A 24085-nucleotide genomic window follows, 5' to 3' on the forward strand; every position below is an offset into this window, starting at 1 on the left:
GCTCCCAGGCGCCGTCATCACTGAAGGAGACACCCGTGATCATCCCCGACCCGTTGACGCCCGAGGGCGCCGCCGTCATCGACCTGCACGAGCAGATGGAGGACCTCGAAAACCGCTCCGGTGAGTGGCCCGGCGCCGAGGTCGTCGACATTCTCGGCCCGTGGCTCGCAGACTTCGACTTCACCTGCGTGCCGACCCCCGCACGGTGGGTCGCGGGCAGCGCCTGGGTGCTGCGCCGACAGGACCGGCACGAGGACGTGGTGACCCTGTGGGCCGACGAGGCCTCCGCGCTCGCCTGTCTCGCGCAGCACGCCCGCGCCAACTGGGACAACGTGTGGGGAGGCGAAGGCATCCCCGACTTCCCGCCCTCCAGCGACCGCAGGGCCGTCGATCTGTACTACGGGCCCAGGGACGAACGTGGCGATGAGGACTACTGGCTGTACGCCGACGACATCGGCAGGCTCGCCTCCACCATGCCCGAGCCGGACGGCTTCCGCTTCCCGGGCGAAGAGTTCTGCGCCCAGGCCAACAGCACGGCCGTCTTCCACCCGATGACCGGTCCCGATGACGACGGCCTGCCCTGCATCGAGGCCGGCGGCGTCCTGGTCTTCGCCTACCTGGACCCGGACATGCAGGCCGTACGGGTGTCGGTAGATCTCGACACCGCCGTCGAACAGTTGGTGCGCGGTGACGCGACGATCCCCCTGCATGTCGAGGTCGGGAACGCCACCGTGTTCAGCGCGGGTTCCAGGGCCGTTCCGGCGAGGTCCCGGACAGGCCGCATGAGCAGGCTGACGGGCTGGGTGCGGTGGATGTGCTGGTGGAGGGAGGATTGACGCCCACCATAGATGCACTATTATTGTTTTTGGAGGTGCTCGCATGTTCCCGCCCATCACGCACGTGTCCGGCACCATCGCCAGCGACGTCGAGATCCGTTTCACCGAAGAAGGCCTCGCCGTCTGCCGGTTCCGCCTCACGGAAATTCCCCGCAAGTGGGACCCCACGGCGCGCAAGTGGATGGACGGCACTCCGATCCGCTACGTGTGCACCGCCTGGGGCGACATCGCCCGCAACGCGACCGAGTCACTCGTCGACGGAACGGCCGTCCTCGTCCGTGGACGCATCACCGAGATCAAGGACAACGCGATCCGTCTGAGCGTCGACGACCTCGGTCTCAGCCTGCGCGAGCACATCGCCTACACCGATGCGGGAATTCCCGGCCCGGGCGCTGCCGCCCCCGTCACCCCACCCCCCGTGCCGCAACCCGCCGTGCAGACCGCCCCCGAACCGGCCACCAGGCGACCGGGCAACCCGCCCGGCTGGTGGGACCAACGGCGGTCATCCGGCTGGTCCGAGTCCGGCGCCTCGACAGCAGCCGACGCCTCTCCCCTTCGCGTCGGCAGCTGACCGACCCTCCCCTTCACCCCTCTCCCTCGCCCACCGGGCGCGGCACCGGCTCGCCTGCCGGTGCCGCGCCGTGCCCGAAAGGCCGCCATGTCCGACCGTGCCGCCCTCGCAGCGCTCTCCGCCCATTTCACGCCCGCCCAGGTCGCCGCCGACCTCGCCCAGCACTCCCCCGCCGAGGTGTGGGCGCAGCATGTCCGCCTCGACAACACCGGCCGCCTGTCCCAGTACCGGCCAAAGACCGAGCTCTCCAACGGAGAGCTGACCTGCCGCTTCCTCATCCCCACCGACGCGCAGTGGCCCTCCGCCCTGGCCGACCTCGGCCCCGCTTGCCCGCTGGGCCTGTGGGTCCGCGGTCACAACCACCTGCCCGAACTGACCACGAGCACCGTCGTCGTGACCGGCAACCGCGCACCCAGCCCGGAGGCCGTCGAGCGCTCCACCGCGTTCGCCACGGCGGTCGCCGAGGCCGGCTACACCGTCGCCGCATCCCTCGCCTACGGCGTCGACGCCACCGCCCACGAAGCCGCCCACCTCATGGGAAGGCCGACGCTGGCCGTCCTGCCGCGCGGACTGGACCAGGCATACCCCCACAACCACGGCCCGCTCCTGAACGCCATCACCGAAAACGGCGGAGCGGCCCTCAGCCTCTACCGGCCGGGCACCGTGACCAGCGGTGCAACCCTCCAGGCCAGCGCCGCGCTCCTCGCCGCCCTCTCCCGCGCGGTGATCCTCATCGAGGCCCTGGACCACGCGCAGGCCCTGCGCACCGCCGAGGCCGCCATCGATCTCAAACGGACCCTGCTGGCCGTCCCGTCCCCCAGCGGCATCCGCGCTGGCGGCAACACCCGTCTGCTCGCCGAACATCTCGCCCTCCCCTGCCCCAGCCCCGCGCGAGCGCTCGAACTCCTCTGACCGCACCCCAGATACCGCCCGTGCCCGGACCTCCCCCGATCCGGGCACGGGCCCAGGCGAAGGACCGCACCATGACCGACCACCGCAACAGGCTGAACCCGCTCGCGGCCCCCATCCGCTCGCCAGCGGTGAGGACCCCCGTCATGCCCGCGCGCACCGCCTACCCCTTGCAGCTGCCCGGCCTCACCGCCACCGACGACATCGACACCGTCATCAACTGGGGCCTGGGCGCCGACTCCTCGGCCTATCTGGCGCGGATGCTCACCGACCCGGCAGGCCATGGCATCGACCTGGATCGCACCGCTGTCCTCTACATGGCCACCGGAAGCGAGTGGCCCGAAACCCGGCTCCTGGCAGAGGAGTTCATACTGCCGCTGCTGCGCGAGCACGGCGTCAGGTTCGTCCAGCTCGCCCGCAACGGTCACCTCGCCGCCGACGGCATCACGGTCCTGGATGACTCCCGCCACGCCGAACGGCTCCACACCCGCGGGGCGTGGACGCTGTGGGAGGAGATGGAGACCGTCGGCACCGTTCCCCAGCAGGCTGGCACCCGCAAGTGCAGCCTGAGGGCCAAGGGCGACGTCGGAGACCGGTGGATCCTCGCCGTCATGGGCGGGCGGCCCTTCCGCCAGATCATCGGGTTCAACGCCGACGAAGCGGGACGCTGCCTGAAGGACCAGGCCAACTCCAAGCTCGCCGGCCGCACCGGTGAGTTCCCGCTCGTCGACTGGGGCTGGGGCCGTAAGGAGTGCGAGGGCTACCTGCTGGAGCGCTTCAACGTGCACTGGCCAAAGAGCTACTGCACGTTCTGCTGCTTCCCGATTTCCATGGGCTCGCTGCCGGCGCACATGGAGCGGATGCGTGCCCACCCGGGCATCGCGGGTGAGGTGCTGCGGCTGGAGTACACGGCGATGAGCCTCAACCCCAACGCAAAGCTTTACGGCAAGAAGAGCCTCCTGGAGCTCTTCGACCCCACCCAGGAGCGGGACCAAGCCTGCTTGGAGGCCTTCCAGCGCGAGCTCGACATGCCCTGGGCGCTCTACCGCGTCCGACGCCTCTTCCTGCTCTCCGCCGACGGCGGCCACCGCCCCGTCATGCGCTCCACCGAACGCATCGGCCTCGGCCGCCCCGCACAACTCGCCCACAAGCTCACCGCCGTGTCGCAGCGATTTGGCATCGCCGTCGAACGCGACCACCAGTACGGGCGCGCCCGCGCCTGGCTCCGCCCCCGCCGTCCGGCCTGGCCGATGGCGGAGGAGCTCTTCGCCACCGCCCCCGCCCGGGTGATCGACAAAAAGGACAAGAACTTCGAGCAGCACTGGGACGCCCTCGTCTCGGGCCCCGCCGCCCAACTCCCCTTCGTCTGAACCCACCCTCACCGCCACCCTCCGGAAGGACTTCCCGTGCGCGCACCCCTGCCCTCAGCCCCTGCTCCTCCTTCGCTTCTTCGCCGTGCTGTACCTGGCCACGCCGTCCGGAGCTGACGTACGGGCCGTCATGCAGGCCGGACTCCTGGCCTGCATGACGACCCCGGCCCAGGGCAACGTGATCCCTCCCGGCGCCCTGTACGCGTGCGACAACGGCAAGTTCGGCAAGGGATGGCCCGGCGAGCAGGCCTGGTTCGCCTGGCTGACGGCGACCGTCAACCGCTACGGCCCCGACCGCTGTCTATGGGCCGTCGCCCCCGACGTTCCGATGGACGCCGCGGCCACCCTCGCCGAGTCGATGCCCTGGCTGGCACCCATCCGCGCCCTGGGCATCCCGGCCGCGTTCGCCGCCCAGGACGGCAGCGAGCACGGCCTCATCCCCTGGGACTCGATCGACGTCCTGTTCCTGGCGGGCTCCACCGCCTGGAAGACCTCACCGGCCGCCCACCGGCTGGCCGTTGAGGCCCAAGAGCGCGGCCTGGCCGTCCACATGGGCCGCGTCAACTCCCGCCGGCGGCTGCGCATCGCGCAGGCCTTCGGCTGCACCAGCTGCGACGGCACCTACCTCGCCTTCGGGCCCGACACCAACCTCCCCCGCCTCCTGGCCTGGATGAACGAACTCCACACCACCCCCACCCTGTTTGGAGACGAGACATGACGACCCGCCTGCGCCATATCGGCGCCGCGATCATGGGCATCCTCGACCCCATTCCCTCCACCACGCCCTCCCCGATGCCTGAGGAGGAAGGCGCCTGGGTCCGCGCGCACGCCTGGACCAAGGGACTGCGCAAGATCGACGACGCCTACCCCCGCGGCTTCCACCGCTGGTGCTCCTGCGAGCGCGGCATCTGCCCCGGCTGTGCCTCCGGGCACCACGACCGGTGCGTCAGCGCCGACGGCCCCCGCGTCGACGAACACGCCGACACCGTCACCGACGCCCAAGGGTTCGTCGTCGCCGTGATCCGGTACGGACCGGGCCAGCGGCCCTGCCGGTGGCTCTGCCCCTGCCCTCACCCGGCGGACGTCGAAGAGACCGCCGACACGGGCAAGGCCGAGAAAACCCCCTGCCGCCCCGGAGGGACAGCTCACCCTCTTCGCGAACGGCCCGCGGGAGCGCGGGAACAGGGAGGCACCATGAGGTCCCCGGTACAGGAGACCCTGCCCTTCGAGGACCTGCCGGAGATGCCGACCGTGTCGCCTTGGTGCCAGCGGTGGCGTGAACGCACGCATTCCTGGCGGCACGTCCACGACGGAGGATTCAACGCCCGCCACTTCACGGTGGCCCCGCTCGACGAGAAGCCGGCCGAGAAGTTCGTGATCACCCATCACTACTCCGGCTCGTACGCTGCGGCCACCAAGCGCCTCGCCTTGTACGAAACGTCCACGGGTGAGGAGCGGTTGAGTGGTGTCGCCGTGTTCGGGGTCCCCGTCAGCGAGGCCGTGCTGACGAATCCACTGCCGTACCTGCGTCCCTACACGGAGTCCTTGGTGTGTCTGCGGTTCGTCCTGCTCGATGAGTGCCCAGGCAACGCGGAGTCGTGGTTCCTCGCCCGCTGCTTCGACGCCTTGCTCGCTGACGGGGTGCGCGGCGTCGTCTCGTTCGCCGACCCCGTCCCGCGCCGGACAGCCTCCGGTGTCCTGGTCATGCCCGGGCACGTCGGGACCATCTACGCGGCGACGAACGCGGTGTACGCCGGCCGCGCAACCGCACGCACAGTGAAGCTTTTGCCGGACGGCACGGTCTTTCACGACCGTGCGGCGCAGAAGATCCGCCGCCAGGAGCAGGGCTGTGAGTACGCCGCAGCCCAGCTCATCGCGCTCGGCGCTCCGCGGCCGCGGCCCGGCTGCGACCCGGCTCTGTGGCTGCGCGAGGCCCTGGCCGCGGTCGGCGCCCGCAACATCCGGCACCGCGGCGCCCATCGGTTCGTATTCCGGCTTGGCCGAACCCGCCGCGAGCGGGAGGAGATCGAGCTCGGCCTCCCCGCCCCCCGGCCCTACCCCAAGCAGCCCGACCCCGAGCCGACAGCGACCTGAGCGACAACCCAGTCGTCACCGCCCGCCTCGGACTGCATGCCGTCCTGTGCACGCAGTCTCACCGCCCACTGTCCGACTCACTGGAGCTGACATGCCTTCGCATTCCGCCAACCGCCCGTCCAGCACACCCGATCTGACCTCGTACGATCGCCTCGCGCCTCAGCTGTCCGGTGGCAAGGACAGCGCGGTGATGATGGCCGTGTTCATGGACGCGGCCCGAACCGCCGGCGTGGACGACCGGGTCATCTCGTACCACGCCAGCCTCGGGGTGCTGGAGTGGCCGCCCGTGGTCTTCGACGGCATCCGCTACCCGGGGGTGTCCGAGCTCGCCGCCATGCAGAGTGCCGCCTTCGGTGTACCGGACGCCCGGCACGTCGAGGTCACCCGCACGATGCCGGGCCCGGACGGCACCCGTATGCCGCACAGCCTCCTTACCGAGATAGCCGCCTACGGGCGCTTCCCCCGCATGGGCAGCCCGTACTGCCGCAAGGCCGCGAAGGAGAGCGTGGTCTCCAGCGCCTGGACGCCGATCGTCAGCCGCCTGAAACGCGAGCTCGGCCGCCCGGTGCGGATCCTGAAGGTCATGGGTCTGCGCAGCGACGAGGGACCCGACCGCAAGAAACGTCCGGCCTTCCGTACGGTGCAGGCCAACAGCGCGCGGATCGTGGACGAGTGGCTGCCGGTGAAAGACTGGTCGACCGACGCGGTCAAGGAGTGGCACACCGACGCTCCGGTGCCGTACAGCTGGACGTACGACTCCGTGCCCGGCGCCGGAGACTGGTCCGGAACCTCCCGGTGTTCCTGCTCGCTGTGTGTCTTCGCCTCACGCCGTGACCTGCTGCTGGCCAGCGGGCGGCGGCCGCGGCTCGCGGAGCTGTATGCCGAGGTTGAGCGGGTGCGGGGGGACAGCTTCCGAGCCGACTGGCGCATCTCGGACCTCATCCGGCACGCGAGGACCTGCGGGGCGCCCGACCCAGGCGTCGTCTGTGCGGATGACGGGCCCGACTTCGCCGCGCTCCAGGCGCAGGTCCGTGGTGCTTTGAAACTGGAGCCTCGCAAGGAGCCCGACCTGGCCCGCAAGCGCGGACGGGCCTTGTGCGGCGACTGCGCGGTACAGCAATAGCGGTTCCATCGGCGCCGCCGCGGCCGGCGCCCCGCGAGGGGCGACGGCCCCGATGGCTGGGTCTGCCAGTCCATTCACCACGCACACCGCCGGCACCCATCCCTTCAACGAGGCCCGACCTGTCTTTAGCGAAGGACACGGCCACCGGCCTCGCATGCCGTCTGGACCGCCCCGGTGCACCGAGCCCTGGCCGCCCCAGCCCGTTCCGCAGGGCGGGGAACTCCCTCCGCTCACTTCCGAAAGGCACACTGTCATGGTGACTACAACCACTCAGCGACTCCTCGACCTCGCCGCCATCGCACCGGCCAGTCACGATGAGGACCTGCTGCTGAAGCTCTTGGAAGAGGCGAACGCGCTCTACCAGCAGGGATTTGAAACCCTCCGCGGTGTCGTGGCGAGACGGGTCGACGGAACGTCGCCCGAGGTCCTGGTGGCGGCCCTGCAGGCGGCCGGGTTGCCGTGCGACGCGTCGCAGGACCGCGACGAGCTGATCTTGCTGCTCGCCCTCACCGAGTGGGAGATGACTCCCGCGGCCCTCGCCTATTCCGAGATGGCCGAGGACGCCGCCCGCCGCGGCGTGTGCATGGTTCCCGAACTCTGACACTCGTTTGCCTGCTGCCCGGGAAGTTTGGGCAGCAGGCTGGACCGGCATCCAAATCTTCTGCCATTATCGGAGTTGTGAGCCGGGCTGGCCGGCCCACTCGCCGACTGGACGGACGGTCCCGCCATGACCTCGCGACGTACGCCTCGCCTGGCTGACGCTGCCGAGATCGCGGCCGAGCAGAACCTGACCTCCGCACAGGTCACGAACCTCTACAACAAGCGCTCTGAGAACAATTTCCCGGAGATCGCCGGCATGCGCCGGCGCGCCCGCTTGTGGGACCACGACGCCGTCACCAAGTGGTTTGCCCATCGGGAGCTGGCAAGGATCACCGACCACACGCCGCCCTCCCGGGACCCTGAGGACCTCCTGAACGCTGCGGACGCCTCGAGGTTCCTGGGCTACAAGAACATCAGCCAGGTCAACAACTTCCTCCGTGACCACCCCGGGTACTTCCCCGACCCGGACGTCGTCGAGGAAATGGGCTCGCCGGAGCGTCCGTACCGCCGGAAGCTGTGGCGGGTGCAGAGTCTTCTCGACTGGCAGGCAAGCCGGCCCGGCAGCGGTCAGCATCTTGGCTCCACCCGGAAGGCGCCGGCACTGCCTGATGTTCCTGTCGACGGCGATCCCGAAGAGCTTCTCGGCGCGTCCCAGGCCGCGGCGCTGCTCGGCTACAAGAGCGTCGGCTCCTTCTCCAGCAGCTTTGCCCAGGGCAATCTCCCCCTGCTGCAGACAGCCGACGCCCTCACCGAAAAGGGCGGGCGCCGGCGGTGGACGCGCAAGCGGATCCTCGAGCAGGCCGCTCAGCGCAAGAACAGAAGGTAGGCCCGGCGGTGCGGCCCTGTCCCACCGCCCCTTGAACGCGGTTCCCGGTTACGGGTCGTTGGTCCCTTGCGGGCCGGGTGCCGCAACGACGGCCGGCATGGCGTGGCTCGCCACCACGCCCCGCAGCAGTTTCGGCTGCTGCGGACCGGCCGTCGCGCCTTTTCTGCCGGGCCTCCGCGCCTGCGGAGCGACCCGGCTCTGCCTGCGCACCCGTCCCGGAACTCGTCCCTCCGTAGCCGGCTCGCTCAACGGCGCGGCCCGTGGTCGGGTCCATGGACGGCGCTGGCCCTCCGCGGATCACGAGCCGTTTCGCATTCGTGACCGTGGTCGGGGCCTTGTGGTCGGGAATCTGGTCGGGGGTCAGTGATTCCCTCGTCGGCATCAGGTCCCGACGAGTTGCAGACAGCCGGCGGGCCGTACCTCACCACAGTCCCCGGGGATGCGCTCCTTGCCGCTTCTCTCGCTGCTGCGCCGGGAGCGTCGCACGCCCCGGGGCTGCGACATGCGTCGAAGGGATGCTGCATGACCCGCCCAGCGCAGGACACACGTGCCACGCGAGTGTTGTCGAACTCTGAGCCCCTGCGCCACCAGGCGCTGGCCGCGCTCGCTCAGCATCGCATCGCCACGTCCGGCCACTTGCACCAGATGTTGTGCCCATTGAGCACGCGGCAAGTCATGTCCCGTGTCCTGAGCAAGTTGCGCGCCGATGGCTTCATCGACTGGACGAAGCTGCCCGAGCCGGGCAGGTCGCGTACCAAGGCCTGGTATCTCACCCCGCACGGTGCCCGCCTGACCCGGGACCTGCCTGTCCTGCGGGGCCGGCAGGCCTATCCCATTACCTCGGAAACCGCTGCGTCGCTGAAGACGGCGCACACGCTCGCTGTGGTGCGTTCGCACCTGGCCTTCGCGGCGGATGCCCGGCGGCTGGGACACGAGCACGGCCCCTGGGACTGGACTCCGGAGGTCTCTCACGCGATGGGTGACGGTGAGCGGATCGTGGCCGACGCACTCATGTACTACACGGCCGTCGACGGTGAAGAGCGCCACAAGCTGCGTGCCTTCGTCGAAGTTGACCGCACGACCATGAGCAGTGAACGGCTGGCCGTGAAGCTCATCGAGTACGCCCGTCTGTTCCGGTACGAGGCACAGCCGGTCGGCCGTCGCAGGCCGGCCTCTGCCGGACCGTCGTGGCTGCGCTGGTACCCGGTCTTTCCGCGCGTGCTGTTCGTGCTGACCGGCGCCTCCCGGAACAGGTTGGAGAACCGGATGAGCGATCTACAGGCGATGGTGGCTCAGCACCCGCTCGTAGCGGGCCTCGCCCGCGAAGTCCCGCTCGCAGCCGCCGTGCTGGAAGACCTGGAGCAGCACGGTCCCGCCCAGGACGTGTGGATACCGCTGGCCGGCGGCAAGCCTCGCCCATGGACAGACCTGTGAGTCCCCAGCGCGAGGAATAGATGCTGCTTGTCCCGTCCAACTGATCCTTGCGAGACCACCCCGTTGTGACCTGCTGCTCGCATCACAAACCGAGAGGCGAAGGCTCACGCACCATCCCCGAGGACGTACAGCCAAACTGCCTTTGCCGTTCCTGAGCACCCGCCTGCGATCGCGGCCAGGGCTCCCTTCTTCGCGAACTCCCGACGGTCGCCCGGCGACTGCTCTTGCGGTACCTGCTGGTCGTGCTGTCCGCTCATTGCTCCTCCAAGGGCTGTTTGGAACGGCAAAAGTAAGGTCCGGCGAATTGGCCATGCCAACAGGGCAGGCCCACTACGAGCAGTAACCGCCTCTCCGTCGCAGCTGGAGGTGGCGAGGGCGTGCTTTTAAGGGATCGACGAACTCCCGGCGGGCCAGACGCCGCACGATGGCCGGTATGGAGAGGCCAGCCACCTCTCCCCCCGCGAAGCCGCACAGCTTCGCGGAACCGGCCATCTCCGCTTCCGCCGGGCCCGGTCCCGTCGACTTGGAATTCTAAAAATGGGGAAAAGCCTGAGTGTCGAATTAACCGGCTCCGCCGACCGTGACAAGAGCCCGCTGTTCGATGCCGACCACGACGTCGTCCACACGGAAGTCCGCCCAGACCTCGTCCGCTGCGTAGCCGAACATCAGGTGGCGGCCCCGGGATTCGCGGGAGCCAGCAGGCCGTCGCCCGGCCACAGGGCGCACCCGGCTTGCGCCCAGGCCAGTTGCCTGCCGACTTCGACCAGGACCTCGATGCGTTCGGCGGGCCCGTATGCCCGGTGCCGCCCGACCGCTGGGTCGTAGACCCGTACCTCGCTGTGCGGGCCGGAGCACACCAGGGCACGGGCGATGTGCGGCAGTCCCAGGCTGAGGGCATCGCATTCCCCTAGGTCATAGGACATAGGGGTGAAGGGTGATCGTTCTTGCCGTTCGGTTCGGTGTCCATCCGACGCCGACCCGAACGGCAAATGAGGGATCGTCAGGCGGCTGCCGTGAGAGACACTGTGGGTGCCGCGGTCATGGCCGCCGGCTACCGGGTGTTCGCCGGCGTGAACCTGTACCACTTCACTGGCGGGCCCTGCGCCGAACTCGTGGCTTTGGGAGCCGCGCGAGCCCAGGGCGCCCGCCAGATGCGCTGCATCGTCGCCGTGGGAAACCACGGGCGCGGGGTCATCGGCCCGTGCGGGCGCGATCGGCAGGTCTTCGTGGACTACTACCCCACCATGCGCGTCATCGTGCCCACCCCCGCCGGGCTCAGGTCAGTGCTCGCCGCCGACCTGATGCCGCTCGTTCAACGCTGGACCCCGGAGGCGGGCATGAACGGTCTCGACTCATCGCTCTACCAGGATCCCGAGACGGCTGGTCCCCCGATCATTCGGTTCAACCCCCGCTACCTCGAAGTCGTCCGTTCCGGCGCCAAGACCAAGACCACCCGCTTCCGAGACCCGGCGCAGCTCGGCCCGGCAAGACTGGTATTTGAGAGCGACCCTGAAGTCGTCCTGTCGGCAGAGGTGACCGGTATCAGGCACTGCATGGTCAGCGACCTCACCGACCAGGACGCGCAAGCTGAGGGGCTGACGACTGCGGCGCAACTCCGAAAAGCCCTCAAGGGCCACTACCCGGATCTGGTTGGAACCGACGAAGTCGACGTCGTCACCTTCCAGATCAATGGCAAGACGGGCGTCGCTTAAACCGCGGATGCGACGGCTGGGCCGCGAGGTGACGACGAGCGCTCAGGAGACCAAGATCGTTCCGTGATCCTTCGGCTCACCTCGGCTGGACCGTCCGTCGCTTCGGGCGCCCGTCCGAAGCGACGCCGACATCTCTGTCATGCAAGCCTCAGACACAGCTTCTGAGCGGTCGGCCTACGCGCCGACCCATCCGCTGGGCTGCAACCGCCCGCGCATCGGCGACCGGATCGTCTTCGACAAGATGTTGCAGATGCTGCGCTTCGACTGCTCCTACCAGGCGATCGCCGACACGACCTGCTCGGCCACCACGATCCGCAACCGTCGCGACGAGTGGATCCGGCTGGGCGTCTTCGCGAGACTCAAGCAGATCGCGCTGGAGTCCTACGACAGGATCGTCGGCCTCGTCCTCGACCAGATCGCCGTCGACGGCTCCATCACCAAAGCCCCCGGCGGCGGAGAGGTCGCAGGGCGATCACCGGTCGATCGCGGCAAACAGGGCCTGAAGCGTTCCGGCATGACGGATGGTTATGGCATCCCGCTGGGCCGCGTGCTGGCTGGAGCGAACCGTCACGACTCCCCGCTGCTCGCCCCGACCCTCGACCGCCTGGACGACCTGGGACCGCTGCCCGACGACATCACCGTGCACCTGGACGCCGGCTACGACTCGGACAAGACCCGCGCCCTGCTCGACGAACGAGGCCTGCATGGCCGCATCGCCCACAAGGGTGAGAAGGCACCGATCCAGGCAAGCCAGAGGTGGCATGTCGAACGGACCCACGCCTGGCAGAACGCCTTCCACCGCCTCGCCCGCTGCTACGAGCGGCGCACCACCGTCATCGACGCCTTCTTCGACCTGGCTGACACCATCATCACCGTCCGCAGCCTGACCCGGCGGGCATGGACCACCCACCGCTGGGACGAACGCCCGAACCGCCGCCCATGAGCACCCCTATCTGCGCAACTTATGTCTCGTCGACGTCAGGGCGCGACGTTCCGGTCCTGCATGCACCAGTGTCTGCTTGAGCGCCACGCTATCGCCGCGGCTATGGAGACCGCTGCGAGCGCCACCCAGCCGAGCGCTCGAACTCCGGCGATGGCAAGCGCAGCGCCACCAGCCAGGGCACCTTCACCGATTCCCAGATTGAAGGCGGCGACGTACCAGGACGAGGCTGTGTCGTGAGCTGTGCCGGCGATGCGCAGAACTGTCGCCTGCAAGCACACCGGTGCGGCTGCGAAGGCCATCCCCCAGACGGCGACAGCCGCAACGGCGACGGGCGTCAGCGAAGCTCCGAATGCCAACAGGCCGATCGCCAGCGCCATCGCTCCAGTGGTTCCGAATATGGCGGCGGGCGGCGCGCGGTCCACCCAGAGACCCGCAAGCCACGTGCCGCCGAGCCCTGTTACGCCGTACGTCGCCAGGAGCGCGCTCACTCCGGCGCCGTCCGGTATCCCCATGCTGTGGAGCAGTGGGGTGACATAGCTGTACAGCGTGAAGTGGCCAAGCACGAGCACCATCGTGGTCATCACCAACGGAAGGAGACCAGGCAGGCGCAGTGCATGAGGGCCTCGGTCGGCTCGTTGTGGATTTCCTGGAACCGGAGGAAGCACCCTCATGGCCACTGTCAGCATCAGCAGCGCGGCGAAGGCCACCAGCCAGAAGGCTGCTCGCCAGCCCACGGCGTCGCCCAACGCAGCGGTCAGGGGGAGGCCGAGGACCAGTGCTCCGGAGTTTCCGGCGAAGACGACCGCCGTTGCTCGGCCCGGTCGTTCCGGAGGGGCGAGGGCTGCGGCGTAACCGGCCACGATGGACCAGAACACGCCGTGCGCGGCACCGCAGACGATCCGTGCAACAGCCAGCAGCGCAAAATTCGTCGCCGCACCGGAGAGGACCGCACCCACGGCGAAGATCCCCACGACCGCGAGAAGAAGACGCTTCCTCGGCCAGCTCGCGGTCCAGGAAGTCAACGCGGTCGCAGTCATTGCCACCGTGAAGGCATAGGCCGTGAGCAGCGTCCCCGTCTGGGACTCGGACACCTCCAGACTCGTGCTGATCGCGGACAGCAAACCGACAGGGAGCATCTCCGTGGTGACCACGATGAAGGTGGCCAGGGCAAGGACGGCCAGGCCGCCGCGGTGCTTTCCCATGGGACCACGCGGCGCAACGGCCTGGCCCTGCGCGTCCATAGTGGTCATGCGGAAATAGGGCCAAGAGACGCGAGGAAACGGCGTACGTGGCCGAGCCAGAGCGCCCGGTTGTCCGCGTCGAGGATGTGCCCTGCTCCGGGCAGTTCGATCAGCGTGGCCCCCTGGATTCCCGCAGCGAGGCGGCGGGAACTCTCCGGAAGCACCAGACGGTCTCCCGTCGGCGCGAACACGAGGGCGGGGGCCGTCACGCCGGTGAGGTCGCCGCGGACGTCAACGCGGGAGACAAGGTCGAAGTGGTCGAGCATGCCGGGAGGCATCGACGCCTCCACCTGCGCCACCGCCTCCTCCACGTCGGTCGGCGACAGCCCGTTCAACTGGCTCTCGGACAGGCACGCCAGGAAAGCCAGCCGGGCCACCTCCTCCCACTCGCCCGCCTTGCCGAGAAGGGCGATCAGTTGGGAGGCGTGTGCGAGGACTGGATCGGCCACGGGAAACCCTGCCGTGAGCACCAGTCCTGTCACCCGTTCGGGATGGCGGGTCGCGGCGCGCACCGCGATGGCGGTTCCCAGGGACTCTCCAAGGATGGCGAACGTCTCGTGCCCGCGTGCCACAGCGGAGGCGACAAGGGCTTCTGCGAGCTCGTCGGGATCGAGCGGTTCAGTTGCGACCGGTGTGCCGCCCGCTCCTGGGTAGTGCGGACCGATCAGCGTGTGGTCCCGCGCCAGATCGTCGAGCACCAGCCCGAAGTTGCCTTCGATACCGCCGCCGGCACCGTGCGCCAGCAGCAGGGCAGGGCCGCTGCCCTGCACGTACACATCAAGATTCTGTTCGAGAACGGCCTGTTCAGCACTCATGGATACGACGCTAAACTCCGACACCGATGTCAGAGTCAAGTCGCCGGGAGAGGCAGCATCCCATGCGTATGAAGGAGATGGTCCAGCGGACTGGAGTACACGAACGACTCCTGCGCTACTACGAACAGCAGGGGCTGCTCGCCCCGACCCGACTTCCCAGCGGATACCGGGAGTACAGCGACGCAGACGTGGAGACAGTGCGCCGTATCCGCAGCCTCCTGACGGCCGGCCTCTCCACCACCGTGATCGCTCAAGTCCTGCCCTGTGTTGCCGACGACAGCGACCACCTGGTCCCCATGTGTCCGGACCTGGTCCGCCAGCTCCAAGGCGAACGGCAGCGGATTACACAGGAGATCGAGGCCCTTCAGGCATCACGGGCCATGCTGGACACGGTACTCAACGCAGCTCCGTCAGCCCTCGCAAGCGAACAGCCAACCGGGGGTGTAACACCCTCCCCGGCAGCCGCTTGATCCGCTCGGAATAGCCGGCCGACCCAGGGGGCGTGAACCACTCGTACGCCTCTTACAGGCACAGGTGTCCCCGATCATCACAGAGCGTAGCAACTCCGTGATCACCAGGACCTGTGCCTGCATTGCTACCGGGGTCTGCAACCGCGCCTATCTGCGCGGCCTCTAAGAGGGCGGTATGAGACCTGATGCCCGATTCTTCGTTTCGTGCGGGTGTGACGTTCAGCGGTAGTTGGCCTCGTTCGACAGACGGGCCAGCCGCGCCATGCGTAGAAGTTGGCCGCCGTCTGTGGCAGGGGCTTGGCCTCCCGACTCCCGAGGCATCCCGGCCGCCACAGCACAAGTTGCACGGCACGGACATCGGCTGCGTGCTCCGGATAGACTCAGGGCAAGCCGTGACTGGCGTGTCGAGATGGGCGTAACCATCGGGGAGCGGCTTCGTCACATAGACGTGTGCCGCGCGCCTGGGCTTCTTGGGAGCAACCTGGGAGGCACCGTCATGGTTCGGCACCTATACCCCTCACCCCTGGACATCGGTCGGCCGTTATTGGTCGGGATCCTCAACATCACCGCAGACTCGTTCTCGGACGGCGGCAGGTTCCTGGCCGCCGAGGATGCGGTGGCACATGCGCGGCGGCTGTGGTCGGAAGGGGCCGACATTGTCGAACTGGGCCCTGCGGCCAGCCATCCGGGAGCCCAGCAGGTGACTGCCGCTGAGGAAATATGGCGGCTGACCGTCGTCATCGACCGGCTGGTCGCCGAGGATGTGCCGGTGTCGGTCGACTCCTTCCTGCCGGAGACCCATCGCTTCGCAGCGGCTCGTGGGGCCGAGTACGTGAACGACATCCAAGGCTTCCCCGACCCGGCCCGGTACGAAGAACTCGCCGACACCGACTGCCGGCTCATCGTCATGCACTCCGTGCAGCGCATGGGACCCGCCACCCAGATGAAGACCGATCCCGCCGCGGTGTGGGCGGGGATCGAGGAGTTCTTCGCCGAGCGGCTGGCCGCGCTGGAAACGGCTGGCATCGGCCGGGAACGGCTGGTCATCGATCCAGGGCTGGGCTACTTCCTGGGCACAAGCCCGGAACCGTCGCTGAGAGTCCTGGCACATCTTGAGCAGTTGAAAGCGCGGTTCGACGTGCCGGTCCTGGTTTCTCCCTCCCGGAAGTCGTTTCTTCGGACGCTCACCGGGAGCAGTCTTTCGGAGATCGGTCCGGCAACTCTGGCGGCGGAGCTGTACGCGGCCTGCCACGGGGCGGACTACATCCGCACCCACGACGTTGCCGCCATCCGCGACGCACTCACTGTCTTTAACGCCCTGGACGCGGCCAAGGCAGGTGCGTGATGGAACAGCGAGAGGCGATCGTCGCCGTGGTGCGGCGAGGCGAGCGGGTGCTCGTCATCCAACGGGGCCCGTTGGCCCGGCTGCCGGGGTACTGGGCGCCCCTCAGCGGCAAGCTGGAACCCGGTGAGACGCAGGAGGAAGCCGTGGTCCGGGAGGTGCACGAGGAGGTCGGCCTGAGGGTCTGCCCCGTGGCCAAGGTCTGGGAGTCGCAGACCGAGGACGGCGCCTTCCGCCTGCACTGGTGGACCGCCGAGGCAGAGGAAGGCGAGGTCCTGATGCAGCCGGGCGAGGTGAGCGACGTGCGCTGGGTCACGCCGCGAGAATTCTCCCGGCTTCAGCCCGTCTTCGAGGCGGACCGTGTGTTCTTCGACTGCGTGCTGCCGCAGCTCTGACGCCTCGAGTCGATGTGTGGGCGGTCGGCAGGTGCTGTCGGCCGCCCATCTGCTTCGACGTCCGGGACCTGCACGCTCCGGTGCCAATGTCCAAACGCCCAGTGGCCAACTACTCTGCGCGAAATGGCCAACTGTCCTTGAGAGCAGCCCGGTTAGCAGCAGCCTTGCCGCCGCTCCTGGCCAACTATCACTGAAGGTCACAGCGGGACGAGCGGGCAGGTCGTGGCGACGTAGGTCGGCTAGGGCCGGGGCTGGGTGAACAAGCCTGGCTCGGTCTCGGCCAGGATCCCGCGGTCGGTCAGCCGCTTGAGCTTGAGGCGGATGTTGTTGATGTTGTTGGGCGCGACCGTCAGGTCCATCGCCTCGCACACCTGCCGCGCACGCAGCGGATGGTCGGCCGCGGTGAACACCGCCATGATCTGCTGGTAGGCCGGATGGTCCGGCAGTTTCGGTGCCGGCGGCGCGGGCGGTTGCGGATCGGGCAGCTCCGGCAGTGTCTTGCCGGTGATCCGGACTTCGTCGGCGGCCCGGTCGAGTTCGTTGAGCCGTGCAGTCAGCTGCGTGATCTGTTCCCGCGTGGTCTCGGCCTGCGCGGCGATGTCGCGTTCCCGCTCCTCCAGCCGTGCCAGCACCGCCCCGAGTGTCAGCTCCCCGCCGGTCATGCGGTGCGCCAGGCCGGCGTGGTCGCCCCGGTCAGCCGGCGCAGTATCACCGCGGACATCGCCCAGTACACCCGCGACTCCGAACTGCGGGGCCGGTGTTCGTAGTCGCGCACTAGCCTGCGGTGCAGTATCAAGATCCCATACGCGCGTTCCACGACCCACCGCTTGGCCTGGGGAACGAACCCGGTCTGCGCGGGATTGCGCTCCACGACCTCCACCTCAATGCCCACCTTCTCCCCGTGCGCGACGACGGCGTTCTTGAAGCCCTGGTCAACCAGGGCCTTCTGCACGGTGTCGGTGTCGGCGGCGACCTTGTCCAGCAGCGCGATGCCGACGGCGTTCTCGTGCGCAGACGCTGCCGCCACCACTACCGCGATCACCAGCCCCAGAACGTCAGCGGCCAGGCCGCGCTTGCGGCCCGGTACTTTTTTTGCCGCATCGCGCCCCGTCGACTCAGCGGGCACTCCCGCCGCCGCGTGCACGCTCTGAGTGTCGAGCACCACCAGGCTCGGGTCCGCCTTCCGACGCGCCATTTCCCGCACCTGCCAGCGCAGCAGGTCGTAAATGGTCTGGTCGATGCCGTCGTCACGCCAGGTGTAGAAGTAGTACTTCACCGCGCCGGGTGGCGGAAAGTCGTGTGGGAGCAGCTCCCACTGGCAACCGGTCCGGCTTTGGTAGAGCAGTGCGTTGACGATCTCCCGCATCGCGTACCGGCCCTGATGGCCGCTGACCGAGGGATGCGCGGCCTTCCACGCGGCGATCACAGGCTCGACCAGCGCCCACTGCTCGTCGCTCACGTCGGTCTTGTAGGGCTTGCGCTCGCTCACGGTACCCAGCCCAACATGCCCATGGCCGCCGACCGGCCGGGATGCCGCACCGCCACACGTTCAGGTGACGACAAAACCCCTATGCACTCTCATTCCTCCCTCTGAGGCACCTGTCCGTCTTGGACATCGTCTGGCTCGGTTAACTGGTCTCGGCACACATCGACCCGCTCGTCACTGCGATACTCACCGTCGTGGGCGTCTCCTGTGTCATCGAGGTCTGACCGCTCATCAGCGCGAGCATCAGTTTCAGCGACCTCGGTCCCAACTCAACTTGCTGAACTGGTAAAAGATCTTCATTGCCATCCAACTCCCCTTCGGAGTAAGGAAGTTGAATCCAGACCTTCTGTTCATGCAGGTCAGAGGGTTGCCGTGTCGGTCTTCCGGGCTCGAATTAGCCGCCGGGGTGTGTCACAGTAGCTGGCGGTGAAACTCTTCCGCACCGGTCCCGGGGGCATGTTTCGGACCCCGGCCGGGTCCGAAACTCAAGGGCCAATGATTACCACGCGTGTAGCCGTCTGTTGGGGCTCGCTCAGCAGGCCGGACAGGGTGATGCCGCCCGCATCGACGGTGACCGGTCGGACGCCGGGTGAGCTCCGCCGGTGACAGGCCTCCAGAGCATTCGCCGGGCTGGCGGGAGCGGGGTGCGCGGCGGGGACATCAACCATGGCGGGCAGTCCTCAAACTCGGGGTGACGGCGCGCAAGCTGCACTCCTGTACCGGCATGCGAAGCACGCTGGCCGGGAAGGTCTGTCCAGGCGCGGGCCAGGCTACGTCCCCAGGCCCCGCTGTTCATCCTGCGTGTCGCGACGACCGCCGGCCACCCCAGCCACCCACCAGGGTTACCCTCGCCTCCGAGAACAAGGAAGCGGTGGCGCAACGAGGACTGCTACGGCATCGCAGCTTTTGTGGGCCATCCGATCCCGGCCCGGCCAGGACCACCGGTTGTGTCCGCGGAGGAGTCATGCAGGAGGCGCAGAGCAAGCGACTGCGCAGGCACGCCTGGTGGTGGTTTCTGGCGGCCGGCGCTGTGGTGATCACCGTCTATGTCCTCGTCACCGCGCCCGTGCGTCACCTGTTCTCCCCCGTGCTGGCGGCCTGCGCCACGGTGGCGATCCTGGTCGGCATCCGCTGGCACCAGCCGCGCCCGAGCCGGTCCTGGTGTCTGATCGCCGCTGGCATGGGGCTGTTCACAGTGGCGGACGCCATCTTCGGTGCCTTCCAGGCCTCAGGCACGCTCGTGCCGTTTCCTTCAGTGGCCGACGTGCTGTACCTGGCGGCCTATCCGTGCTTCGCCGCCGGGCTGATCAGCCTGATGGCGGCATGGGGCAGCGGCGTGCGATGGGGGGCCGTGCTGGATGCAGGGATCATCACCCTGGGGGTGTCCACCCTGTCATGGGCGTTCATTTTCATGCCCTACCTGCACAGCCATCTGTCGGCGCTGCCGCTGGCGGTGTCCCTGGCCTATCCGCTGGCTGATCTTCTGCTGCTCGGTATCGCCGCCCAGCTGGTGTTCGTCTCGGGAGTCCGTCTGCTGGCCCTCGGCCTGTTCACTCTGTGGGTGGGTGTCACGCTGGCCGCCGACGCCCTGTACTACTCCACCCTCGCCGCGACCGGCGCTCCGATCGCCTCCGACGTCTCCTACAGCCTGTGGATGGCCTCCTATCCGCTGCTCGGCGCTGGCGCCCTGCACCCGTCCACGGCCGGCACGACCCGGCTGGTGCCGCGCAGCCAGGAGAGGCTGTCACCCGCCCGGATGACCGTCCTCACCTTGCCCGCCCTCCTTGGTCCCGCCCTACTGATCGCCGACGTCGGCGGCGTGCGCGAACAGCCCGTGGACGTCGTGGCCATCGCGAGCATCGTGGCAGTTCTGACCGTGCTGCTGGTCGTGCGCATCATGCTCCTGGCACGGTTCGCCGAATCCCAGGCCCACAAGGCCAGAGCCCGCGCCCGCACGGCCGAGGACGCCTTGCGCCAGCAAACCTCGCTGCAGCAGCAGCTCGCCCACCAGGCCTTCCACGACGCACTGACCGGCCTGGCCAACCGAGCCCTGTTCTTCGAGCGCCTCGAACACGCCCTGGGCCGCCCCGCAGCGCCCCGGAACACTGCCCTGCTGCTGATCGACCTCGACCGCTTCAAAGACATCAACGACAGCCTCGGCCATCCCGTCGGCGACGAACTCCTCATCACCGTCGGCCACCGCCTCCTGGGCGCAGCCCGCCGCAACGACACCGTCGCCCGCATGGGCGGGGACGAGTTCGCCGTCCTCGCCGAAGACCTACGTGAGATCCCCGCCGGAACGTACGCCCAGCGGTTCCTGGACCGCTTCCAGGAGCCCTTCGCAATCTCCGGCCATCGCAGCGTCTTCATCACCGCCAGCATCGGCGTCGTCGCCATCACCAAACCGACCACGTTCAACGACGCAGTCCGCAACGCCGACATCGCCCTGTACGCGGCCAAAGAACGCGGCCGCAACCGCGCGGAACTCTTCGAGCCCACCATGAGCCTGGCACCACAGAGCCGCGCCCGCATCGCCCAGGACCTCCGCTACGCGCTGCCCCGCAACGAACTCACCGTGCACTACCAGCCGGTCGTCCACCTGCCCACCGCACAGGTCACCGGCGTGGAGGCCCTGCTGCGCTGGCAGCGCGGTGGCAGGTCCCCCACCCCGCCCGAGGTGTTCGTGCCTATCGCCGAGGAGACAGGCCTGATCCGTCCCATCGGCGCGTGGGTGCTGCGCGAAGCCTGCCGCCACGGCCGGCACTGGCACGACACCGTCCCGCAAGCCGCAGCCCTGAGCGTGGCCGTCAACGTCTCCGGCATGCAGCTCAAGGACCACCGGTTTCCCGACACCGTACGGCAGGTCCTGCACGAGACCGGTTTCCCTCCGGCCTCCCTGGTCCTGGAGATCACCGAGAGCACCCTCGTCACCGACGCGGACACCACATCCACCCACATCCGCGCACTGCGCGACCTCGGCGTACGCATCTCCATCGACGACTTCGGCACCGGATACTCCTCCCTGGCCTACCTACGCGACCTCCCGGCCGACATCATCAAGATCGACCAGAGTTTCGTCCTGCGAGGCGGCGGCGATGTCGACAACAGCCTCATCCAGGCCATCCTCCAGGTCGGACACGCTCTCCACCTGGACGTGATCGCAGAAGGCATCGAAACTCCCCACCAAGCACAGCGGCTGCACTCACTCGGCTGCCCCCACGGCCAGGGCTTCTACTACTCCCCGCCCCTGGCCCCCAAGGCCCTGGAGGCCTACCTCACCACCCAGGCAATCCTCACACCCACCAGCTCACACCGATGACCACAGATACCATCCCGAGCACCCACAAAGCGGCGAGGCGCCCCTGCGTAACGGGTCCTGCTTCACATGAGATCAGCGCCTGCCTCGTCATCGAACGGGGCGCTACCGCTGCCGGCGATCTGCAGCTCACTCGAGCAGAGGTCACCGCCGCGCGTCACGGTAAAGCAGCCCTCCCGTCCCTCCTCCGTCCTGATGACCAAAGAGTCGGCCTGGCTCATGGACCATGCCTCGGACGGGGTCCTGGCGTGGATGATGCCGATCCACCTCGGCTCGGTGCCATACAGATGCCCCTGACCGCCGAAGGGGTCGGCGACCAGCACCTTGTACTCCTTGAAGGACACCAGCTGCGCGCTCACTTCGTACGGGACTCCATCGGCGATCACGCGTGCCGGCCCGGCGTAGCTCCCCATGACCAACACGGTGACAGCAGGGCGGCATGCAGAGGCACGGACACGCCCCACTGCCTGGACGGCCGACACACAGCACCACCCGCCTGACCGCCTACTCGCAAGTAGCCATCAGTTTCCGCGGGACTTGTGTTTGCCCGTTGCCGCCGGCAGGCCCACTCCGGCAGCTGCCGTGTGCCCGAGCCGCCTTACCGCCCAGTGCGCCCGTCTGTGCCGCCCTGCACAGCGCCTCATGCGCCTGCTGCCAGGTGCGGCCGGGGTTCGGCGTGAACGATGCGGGCGCCGGGCATGCCGACGCCGGCTGCGGCCGCGGCGCCGTCGCCCGGTCGGATCCCAGCACCCCTTGAACACTCGCAGCAGCGCCAGCACGCCACCAGCGCCGGCGAGGACAGCGCACACCACCATCACGAGCAATGCGTGTTCACGCCTCCCTCCGTCCGGGGTTCGGTGGCAGGCTTGGACGCCGGGCAGCGTCCCGCATCCCCCTGTCCGGCCTCCGCAACGGGGCAGGTGGCCAACCCTCGCTCGGGAAACGGCCCGGCCCCTATTCACGCGACGGATCCATTCCCTCGCCCAGAACGAGCACCTCGACGCAACTCCCGGTCCTCACCGTGCACCTGAGCGGCACGGATCGCCGCTCCTGCCCTCCAGGAAGGAGGCGGATCCGCATGTCGTCGCCGTGGTGCAGGGCAGCAGCCAGCCGCGTGGCCACCTCACCTGACACCACCCCGCAGCGGCCCTCCAGCCCAAGCGAACGCCCCGAGAACAAGCCTCGATCTCAATCTCTTCTTCCCCAGCCGAAGCAGCGCACGGGACACGCCAGCAGCCTGCCCTGCCTCACCCCCCTCGGCGAGAGCCCGCGCCGCCTGCCCACCCTGTTGTCACCCTGTTGGACGACCACTTGCAGCTCTCCAGGCCAGCAGATCAGCGCCTGATGCCAGTCCTGCGACCTTGCCCGCCCATCGAGAAGGATCCGCTGCGCGGGCCGCGTGAAACCCCTCCTGCTACGGCGCGGTCGTTCCGGGTCTGGACCGTCTCATGACTGCGCATGCTGCCCGTCGGCCGGCGTATCCGGCCCTGGCCGGTGTCGTGCTTCGGGTGCCGAGGTCAGGATGACCGGGGTGACGTCAGGCGTGCGTGGGCGAGGCATTCTTCGGCGAACGCCAGGGCTTTGAGGTGGTAGGCGCGGGCGGTCCAGCCAAGGCTGATGTTGTGGCCGGCATGAGGCAGGCGGTCGACGACGATGCGCGGGGCAGCGGACAGCCGCGCGGTCAGATCCGCGATCGCCTCATCGTCGTGGCGCCACCAGGCCTCGTGCTCGGCGAAGGTCAGCCGGACCGGGACGCGAACGCGCGGCAGGATCACAGCCGACAGCCGCGTCCAGCCCGCCACCGTGCCGACCTCATGCGCAGGCATCGGTGCCACCACCGGCTGGCTCACCTGGAATGTCTGCAGTGGATAGGAGTCCAGCGGCCCCCAGTTCAACCGCCGCAGTCCCAAGCCCGCCTCACAGCCGACCAGGCCGGGATTCACCGCGAGCCTGCGACCACACCCCGAGACATCCACGCCCAGCAACTCCCGCACGCCCCAGTCAGCGGCGGCGGCAAAGGCGACCTTGGCCCCGAAGGAATGACCCAGCAACAAGGTGCCGGCACCGGATGCGTGGCGGGCGGTGAACGCGGCTATGGCGGCCCGCACGGTCGCGGCCTGCGCGGTCAGTCTCTGCCCCCGGGGTAAACGGCCAACTGACGCACCGTAGCCGGGACGGTCCAGGGCCAGCACCGTATAGCCCAAACGCGCACCCAGCGCCAGCAACGACACATCCGGGTGCGCCTGACCATCGAAATAGCCGGCATTCATCCCCCCGCCGTGCAACGCAACGATCACCGCACGCGCACAACCATCCGCAGGCTCACTCATCAACCCAGACAGTGCGACGCCGTCCGCATCGACCCTGACGGGCCGTACCCCCGGGGACAGCTGCCTGCCACCCACGTCTGGTGCAGCCGGTGTTCGGGCGCCGGCCTGCACCGGGGCATCACCCACGACACAAACCCCGACCGAACCAGGAACAGGCACACGCCGAGACCGCCCTGCCAGCCGCACCCAGCACGCCGACCCTCCACGATCATCACAAACCGGACCGGAAGCCAAGGGCAGCGCCCCGCACCTCATCCTCCAAGCCGCACACC

23 protein-coding genes and 1 riboswitch are annotated in these 24085 nt (G+C 68.6%); of the genes, 16 read left to right on the forward strand and 7 right to left on the reverse strand.

Annotated features, from left to right (window positions below; all coding sequences use genetic code 11):
* Positions 1–35: 35 nt before the first annotated feature.
* The 10 genes from QFZ76_RS50110 to QFZ76_RS50155 all read left to right on the forward strand — a co-directional run bounded on the left by QFZ76_RS50110 (position 36) and on the right by QFZ76_RS50155 (position 9763).
* Positions 36–836, forward strand: coding sequence for a hypothetical protein (locus tag QFZ76_RS50110; RefSeq protein ID WP_307680423.1), 801 nt, complete (start codon positions 36–38; stop codon positions 834–836).
* A 43-nt stretch (positions 837–879) separates the two neighbouring features.
* Positions 880–1407 carry a single-stranded DNA-binding protein gene (locus tag QFZ76_RS50115; RefSeq protein ID WP_307680424.1) on the forward strand — a complete coding sequence of 176 codons (528 nt, stop codon included), beginning with the start codon at positions 880–882 and terminating at the stop codon, positions 1405–1407.
* Between the two features lie 87 nt (positions 1408–1494).
* Complete coding sequence (locus QFZ76_RS50120) at positions 1495–2319, forward strand: DNA-processing protein DprA (RefSeq protein WP_307680425.1); 825 nt, start codon at positions 1495–1497, stop codon at positions 2317–2319.
* A gap of 143 nt (positions 2320–2462) precedes the next feature.
* A complete protein-coding gene (locus tag QFZ76_RS50125; protein ID WP_307680426.1) occupies positions 2463–3686 on the forward strand; it encodes a hypothetical protein in 1224 nt (407 codons plus the stop codon).
* A gap of 85 nt (positions 3687–3771) precedes the next feature.
* Complete coding sequence (locus QFZ76_RS50130) at positions 3772–4404, forward strand: hypothetical protein (RefSeq protein WP_307680427.1); 633 nt, start codon at positions 3772–3774, stop codon at positions 4402–4404.
* The gene (locus QFZ76_RS50135; protein ID WP_307680428.1) at positions 4401–5780 is read left to right on the forward strand and encodes a DUF6248 family natural product biosynthesis protein; all 1380 of its coding nucleotides are present in this window, start codon (positions 4401–4403) and stop codon (positions 5778–5780) included. Before QFZ76_RS50130 ends, QFZ76_RS50135 begins: the two co-directional genes overlap by 4 nt.
* Positions 5781–5871: 91 nt before the next feature.
* Positions 5872–6903 carry a phosphoadenosine phosphosulfate reductase gene (locus QFZ76_RS50140; RefSeq protein ID WP_307680429.1) on the forward strand — a complete coding sequence of 344 codons (1032 nt, stop codon included), beginning with the start codon at positions 5872–5874 and terminating at the stop codon, positions 6901–6903.
* A gap of 253 nt (positions 6904–7156) precedes the next feature.
* A complete protein-coding gene (locus tag QFZ76_RS50145) occupies positions 7157–7504 on the forward strand; it encodes a hypothetical protein (RefSeq protein ID WP_307680430.1) in 348 nt (115 codons plus the stop codon).
* Positions 7505–7630: 126 nt separating this feature from the next.
* Positions 7631–8329, forward strand: coding sequence for a hypothetical protein (locus QFZ76_RS50150; protein ID WP_307680431.1), 699 nt, complete (start codon positions 7631–7633; stop codon positions 8327–8329).
* A 522-nt stretch (positions 8330–8851) separates the two neighbouring features.
* The gene (locus tag QFZ76_RS50155) at positions 8852–9763 is read left to right on the forward strand and encodes a replication-relaxation family protein (RefSeq protein WP_307680432.1); all 912 of its coding nucleotides are present in this window, start codon (positions 8852–8854) and stop codon (positions 9761–9763) included.
* 665 nt (positions 9764–10428) lie between these two features.
* Here QFZ76_RS50155 and QFZ76_RS50160 read toward each other — a convergent pair.
* Positions 10429–10686, reverse strand: coding sequence for a hypothetical protein (locus QFZ76_RS50160; protein ID WP_307680433.1), 258 nt, complete (start codon positions 10684–10686; stop codon positions 10429–10431).
* 117 nt (positions 10687–10803) lie between these two features.
* Between QFZ76_RS50160 and QFZ76_RS50165 the strand changes: the two genes are divergently transcribed.
* Together QFZ76_RS50165 and QFZ76_RS50170 are read left to right on the forward strand one after the other, a co-directional pair.
* The gene (locus QFZ76_RS50165) at positions 10804–11475 is read left to right on the forward strand and encodes an ASCH domain-containing protein (RefSeq protein WP_307680434.1); all 672 of its coding nucleotides are present in this window, start codon (positions 10804–10806) and stop codon (positions 11473–11475) included.
* 139 nt (positions 11476–11614) lie between these two features.
* On the forward strand, positions 11615–12418 hold the full coding sequence (locus QFZ76_RS50170) for an IS5 family transposase (RefSeq protein ID WP_307680435.1): 804 nt from the start codon (positions 11615–11617) through the stop codon (positions 12416–12418).
* 35 nt (positions 12419–12453) lie between these two features.
* On the opposite strand, the gene QFZ76_RS50175 is transcribed toward QFZ76_RS50170, so the two are convergent.
* Entirely contained in the window at positions 12454–13668 is a 1215-nt protein-coding gene (locus QFZ76_RS50175; protein WP_307680436.1) for an MFS transporter, read from the reverse strand.
* A complete protein-coding gene (locus tag QFZ76_RS50180; RefSeq protein ID WP_307680437.1) occupies positions 13665–14513 on the reverse strand; it encodes an alpha/beta fold hydrolase in 849 nt (282 codons plus the stop codon). The genes QFZ76_RS50175 and QFZ76_RS50180 overlap by 4 nt, the downstream gene beginning before the upstream one ends.
* A gap of 23 nt (positions 14514–14536) precedes the next feature.
* Between QFZ76_RS50180 and QFZ76_RS50185 the strand changes: the two genes are divergently transcribed.
* The 3 genes from QFZ76_RS50185 to QFZ76_RS50195 all read left to right on the forward strand — a co-directional run bounded on the left by QFZ76_RS50185 (position 14537) and on the right by QFZ76_RS50195 (position 16681).
* Positions 14537–14944, forward strand: coding sequence for a MerR family transcriptional regulator (locus QFZ76_RS50185; protein WP_307680438.1), 408 nt, complete (start codon positions 14537–14539; stop codon positions 14942–14944).
* A gap of 382 nt (positions 14945–15326) precedes the next feature.
* A riboswitch (ZMP/ZTP riboswitch) is annotated at positions 15327–15418 on the forward strand.
* A gap of 55 nt (positions 15419–15473) precedes the next feature.
* Positions 15474–16289 carry a dihydropteroate synthase gene (folP, locus tag QFZ76_RS50190; RefSeq protein WP_307680672.1) on the forward strand — a complete coding sequence of 272 codons (816 nt, stop codon included), beginning with the start codon at positions 15474–15476 and terminating at the stop codon, positions 16287–16289.
* Positions 16289–16681 (forward strand): NUDIX domain-containing protein, encoded by a 393-nt coding sequence (locus tag QFZ76_RS50195; RefSeq protein ID WP_307680439.1) that lies wholly within the window; start codon positions 16289–16291, stop codon positions 16679–16681. The genes folP and QFZ76_RS50195 overlap by 1 nt, the downstream gene beginning before the upstream one ends.
* Positions 16682–16920: 239 nt before the next feature.
* On the opposite strand, the gene QFZ76_RS50200 is transcribed toward QFZ76_RS50195, so the two are convergent.
* Positions 16921–17313 (reverse strand): hypothetical protein, encoded by a 393-nt coding sequence (locus QFZ76_RS50200; protein WP_307680440.1) that lies wholly within the window; start codon positions 17311–17313, stop codon positions 16921–16923.
* A 26-nt stretch (positions 17314–17339) separates the two neighbouring features.
* A complete protein-coding gene (locus QFZ76_RS50205) occupies positions 17340–18170 on the reverse strand; it encodes an IS5 family transposase (protein ID WP_307680441.1) in 831 nt (276 codons plus the stop codon).
* Positions 18171–19131: 961 nt separating this feature from the next.
* On the opposite strand from QFZ76_RS50205, the gene QFZ76_RS50210 reads away from it, so the two are divergent.
* Complete coding sequence (locus QFZ76_RS50210; protein ID WP_307680442.1) at positions 19132–21486, forward strand: bifunctional diguanylate cyclase/phosphodiesterase; 2355 nt, start codon at positions 19132–19134, stop codon at positions 21484–21486.
* Positions 21487–21548: 62 nt separating this feature from the next.
* Here the strand turns inward: QFZ76_RS50210 and QFZ76_RS50215 are convergent, their stop codons facing one another.
* The gene (locus QFZ76_RS50215; protein ID WP_307680443.1) at positions 21549–21896 is read right to left on the reverse strand and encodes a hypothetical protein; all 348 of its coding nucleotides are present in this window, start codon (positions 21894–21896) and stop codon (positions 21549–21551) included.
* Positions 21897–23000: 1104 nt separating this feature from the next.
* A complete protein-coding gene (locus tag QFZ76_RS50220) occupies positions 23001–23813 on the reverse strand; it encodes an alpha/beta fold hydrolase (protein ID WP_307680444.1) in 813 nt (270 codons plus the stop codon).
* Positions 23814–24085 lie beyond the last annotated feature (272 nt).

This window comes from Streptomyces sp. V4I2 (assembly GCF_030817655.1).
In the GTDB taxonomy this organism is placed as follows: Bacteria; Actinomycetota; Actinomycetes; order Streptomycetales; family Streptomycetaceae; genus Streptomyces; species Streptomyces plumbiresistens.

What these genes read in the sequence shown, in the direction of transcription:
- QFZ76_RS50175 (WP_307680436.1), bottom strand. Translation starts at nt 13,668, where the DNA reads ATGACCACTATGGACGCGCAGGGCCAGGCCGTTGCGCCGCGTGGTCCC.
- QFZ76_RS50120 (WP_307680425.1), top strand. Translation starts at nt 1,495, where the DNA reads ATGTCCGACCGTGCCGCCCTCGCAGCGCTCTCCGCCCATTTCACGCCC.
- QFZ76_RS50135 (WP_307680428.1), top strand. Translation starts at nt 4,401, where the DNA reads ATGACGACCCGCCTGCGCCATATCGGCGCCGCGATCATGGGCATCCTC.
- QFZ76_RS50215 (WP_307680443.1), bottom strand. Translation starts at nt 21,896, where the DNA reads ATGGGGAGCTACGCCGGGCCGGCACGCGTGATCGCCGATGGAGTCCCG.
- QFZ76_RS50220 (WP_307680444.1), bottom strand. Translation starts at nt 23,813, where the DNA reads ATGAGTGAGCCTGCGGATGGTTGTGCGCGTGCGGTGATCGTTGCGTTG.
- QFZ76_RS50185 (WP_307680438.1), top strand. Translation starts at nt 14,537, where the DNA reads ATGCGTATGAAGGAGATGGTCCAGCGGACTGGAGTACACGAACGACTC.
- QFZ76_RS50115 (WP_307680424.1), top strand. Translation starts at nt 880, where the DNA reads ATGTTCCCGCCCATCACGCACGTGTCCGGCACCATCGCCAGCGACGTC.
- QFZ76_RS50210 (WP_307680442.1), top strand. Translation starts at nt 19,132, where the DNA reads ATGCAGGAGGCGCAGAGCAAGCGACTGCGCAGGCACGCCTGGTGGTGG.
- QFZ76_RS50170 (WP_307680435.1), top strand. Translation starts at nt 11,615, where the DNA reads ATGCAAGCCTCAGACACAGCTTCTGAGCGGTCGGCCTACGCGCCGACC.
- QFZ76_RS50125 (WP_307680426.1), top strand. Translation starts at nt 2,463, where the DNA reads ATGCCCGCGCGCACCGCCTACCCCTTGCAGCTGCCCGGCCTCACCGCC.
- QFZ76_RS50145 (WP_307680430.1), top strand. Translation starts at nt 7,157, where the DNA reads ATGGTGACTACAACCACTCAGCGACTCCTCGACCTCGCCGCCATCGCA.
- QFZ76_RS50150 (WP_307680431.1), top strand. Translation starts at nt 7,631, where the DNA reads ATGACCTCGCGACGTACGCCTCGCCTGGCTGACGCTGCCGAGATCGCG.
- QFZ76_RS50195 (WP_307680439.1), top strand. Translation starts at nt 16,289, where the DNA reads ATGGAACAGCGAGAGGCGATCGTCGCCGTGGTGCGGCGAGGCGAGCGG.
- QFZ76_RS50155 (WP_307680432.1), top strand. Translation starts at nt 8,852, where the DNA reads ATGACCCGCCCAGCGCAGGACACACGTGCCACGCGAGTGTTGTCGAAC.
- QFZ76_RS50160 (WP_307680433.1), bottom strand. Translation starts at nt 10,686, where the DNA reads ATGTCCTATGACCTAGGGGAATGCGATGCCCTCAGCCTGGGACTGCCG.
- QFZ76_RS50165 (WP_307680434.1), top strand. Translation starts at nt 10,804, where the DNA reads ATGGCCGCCGGCTACCGGGTGTTCGCCGGCGTGAACCTGTACCACTTC.
- QFZ76_RS50140 (WP_307680429.1), top strand. Translation starts at nt 5,872, where the DNA reads ATGCCTTCGCATTCCGCCAACCGCCCGTCCAGCACACCCGATCTGACC.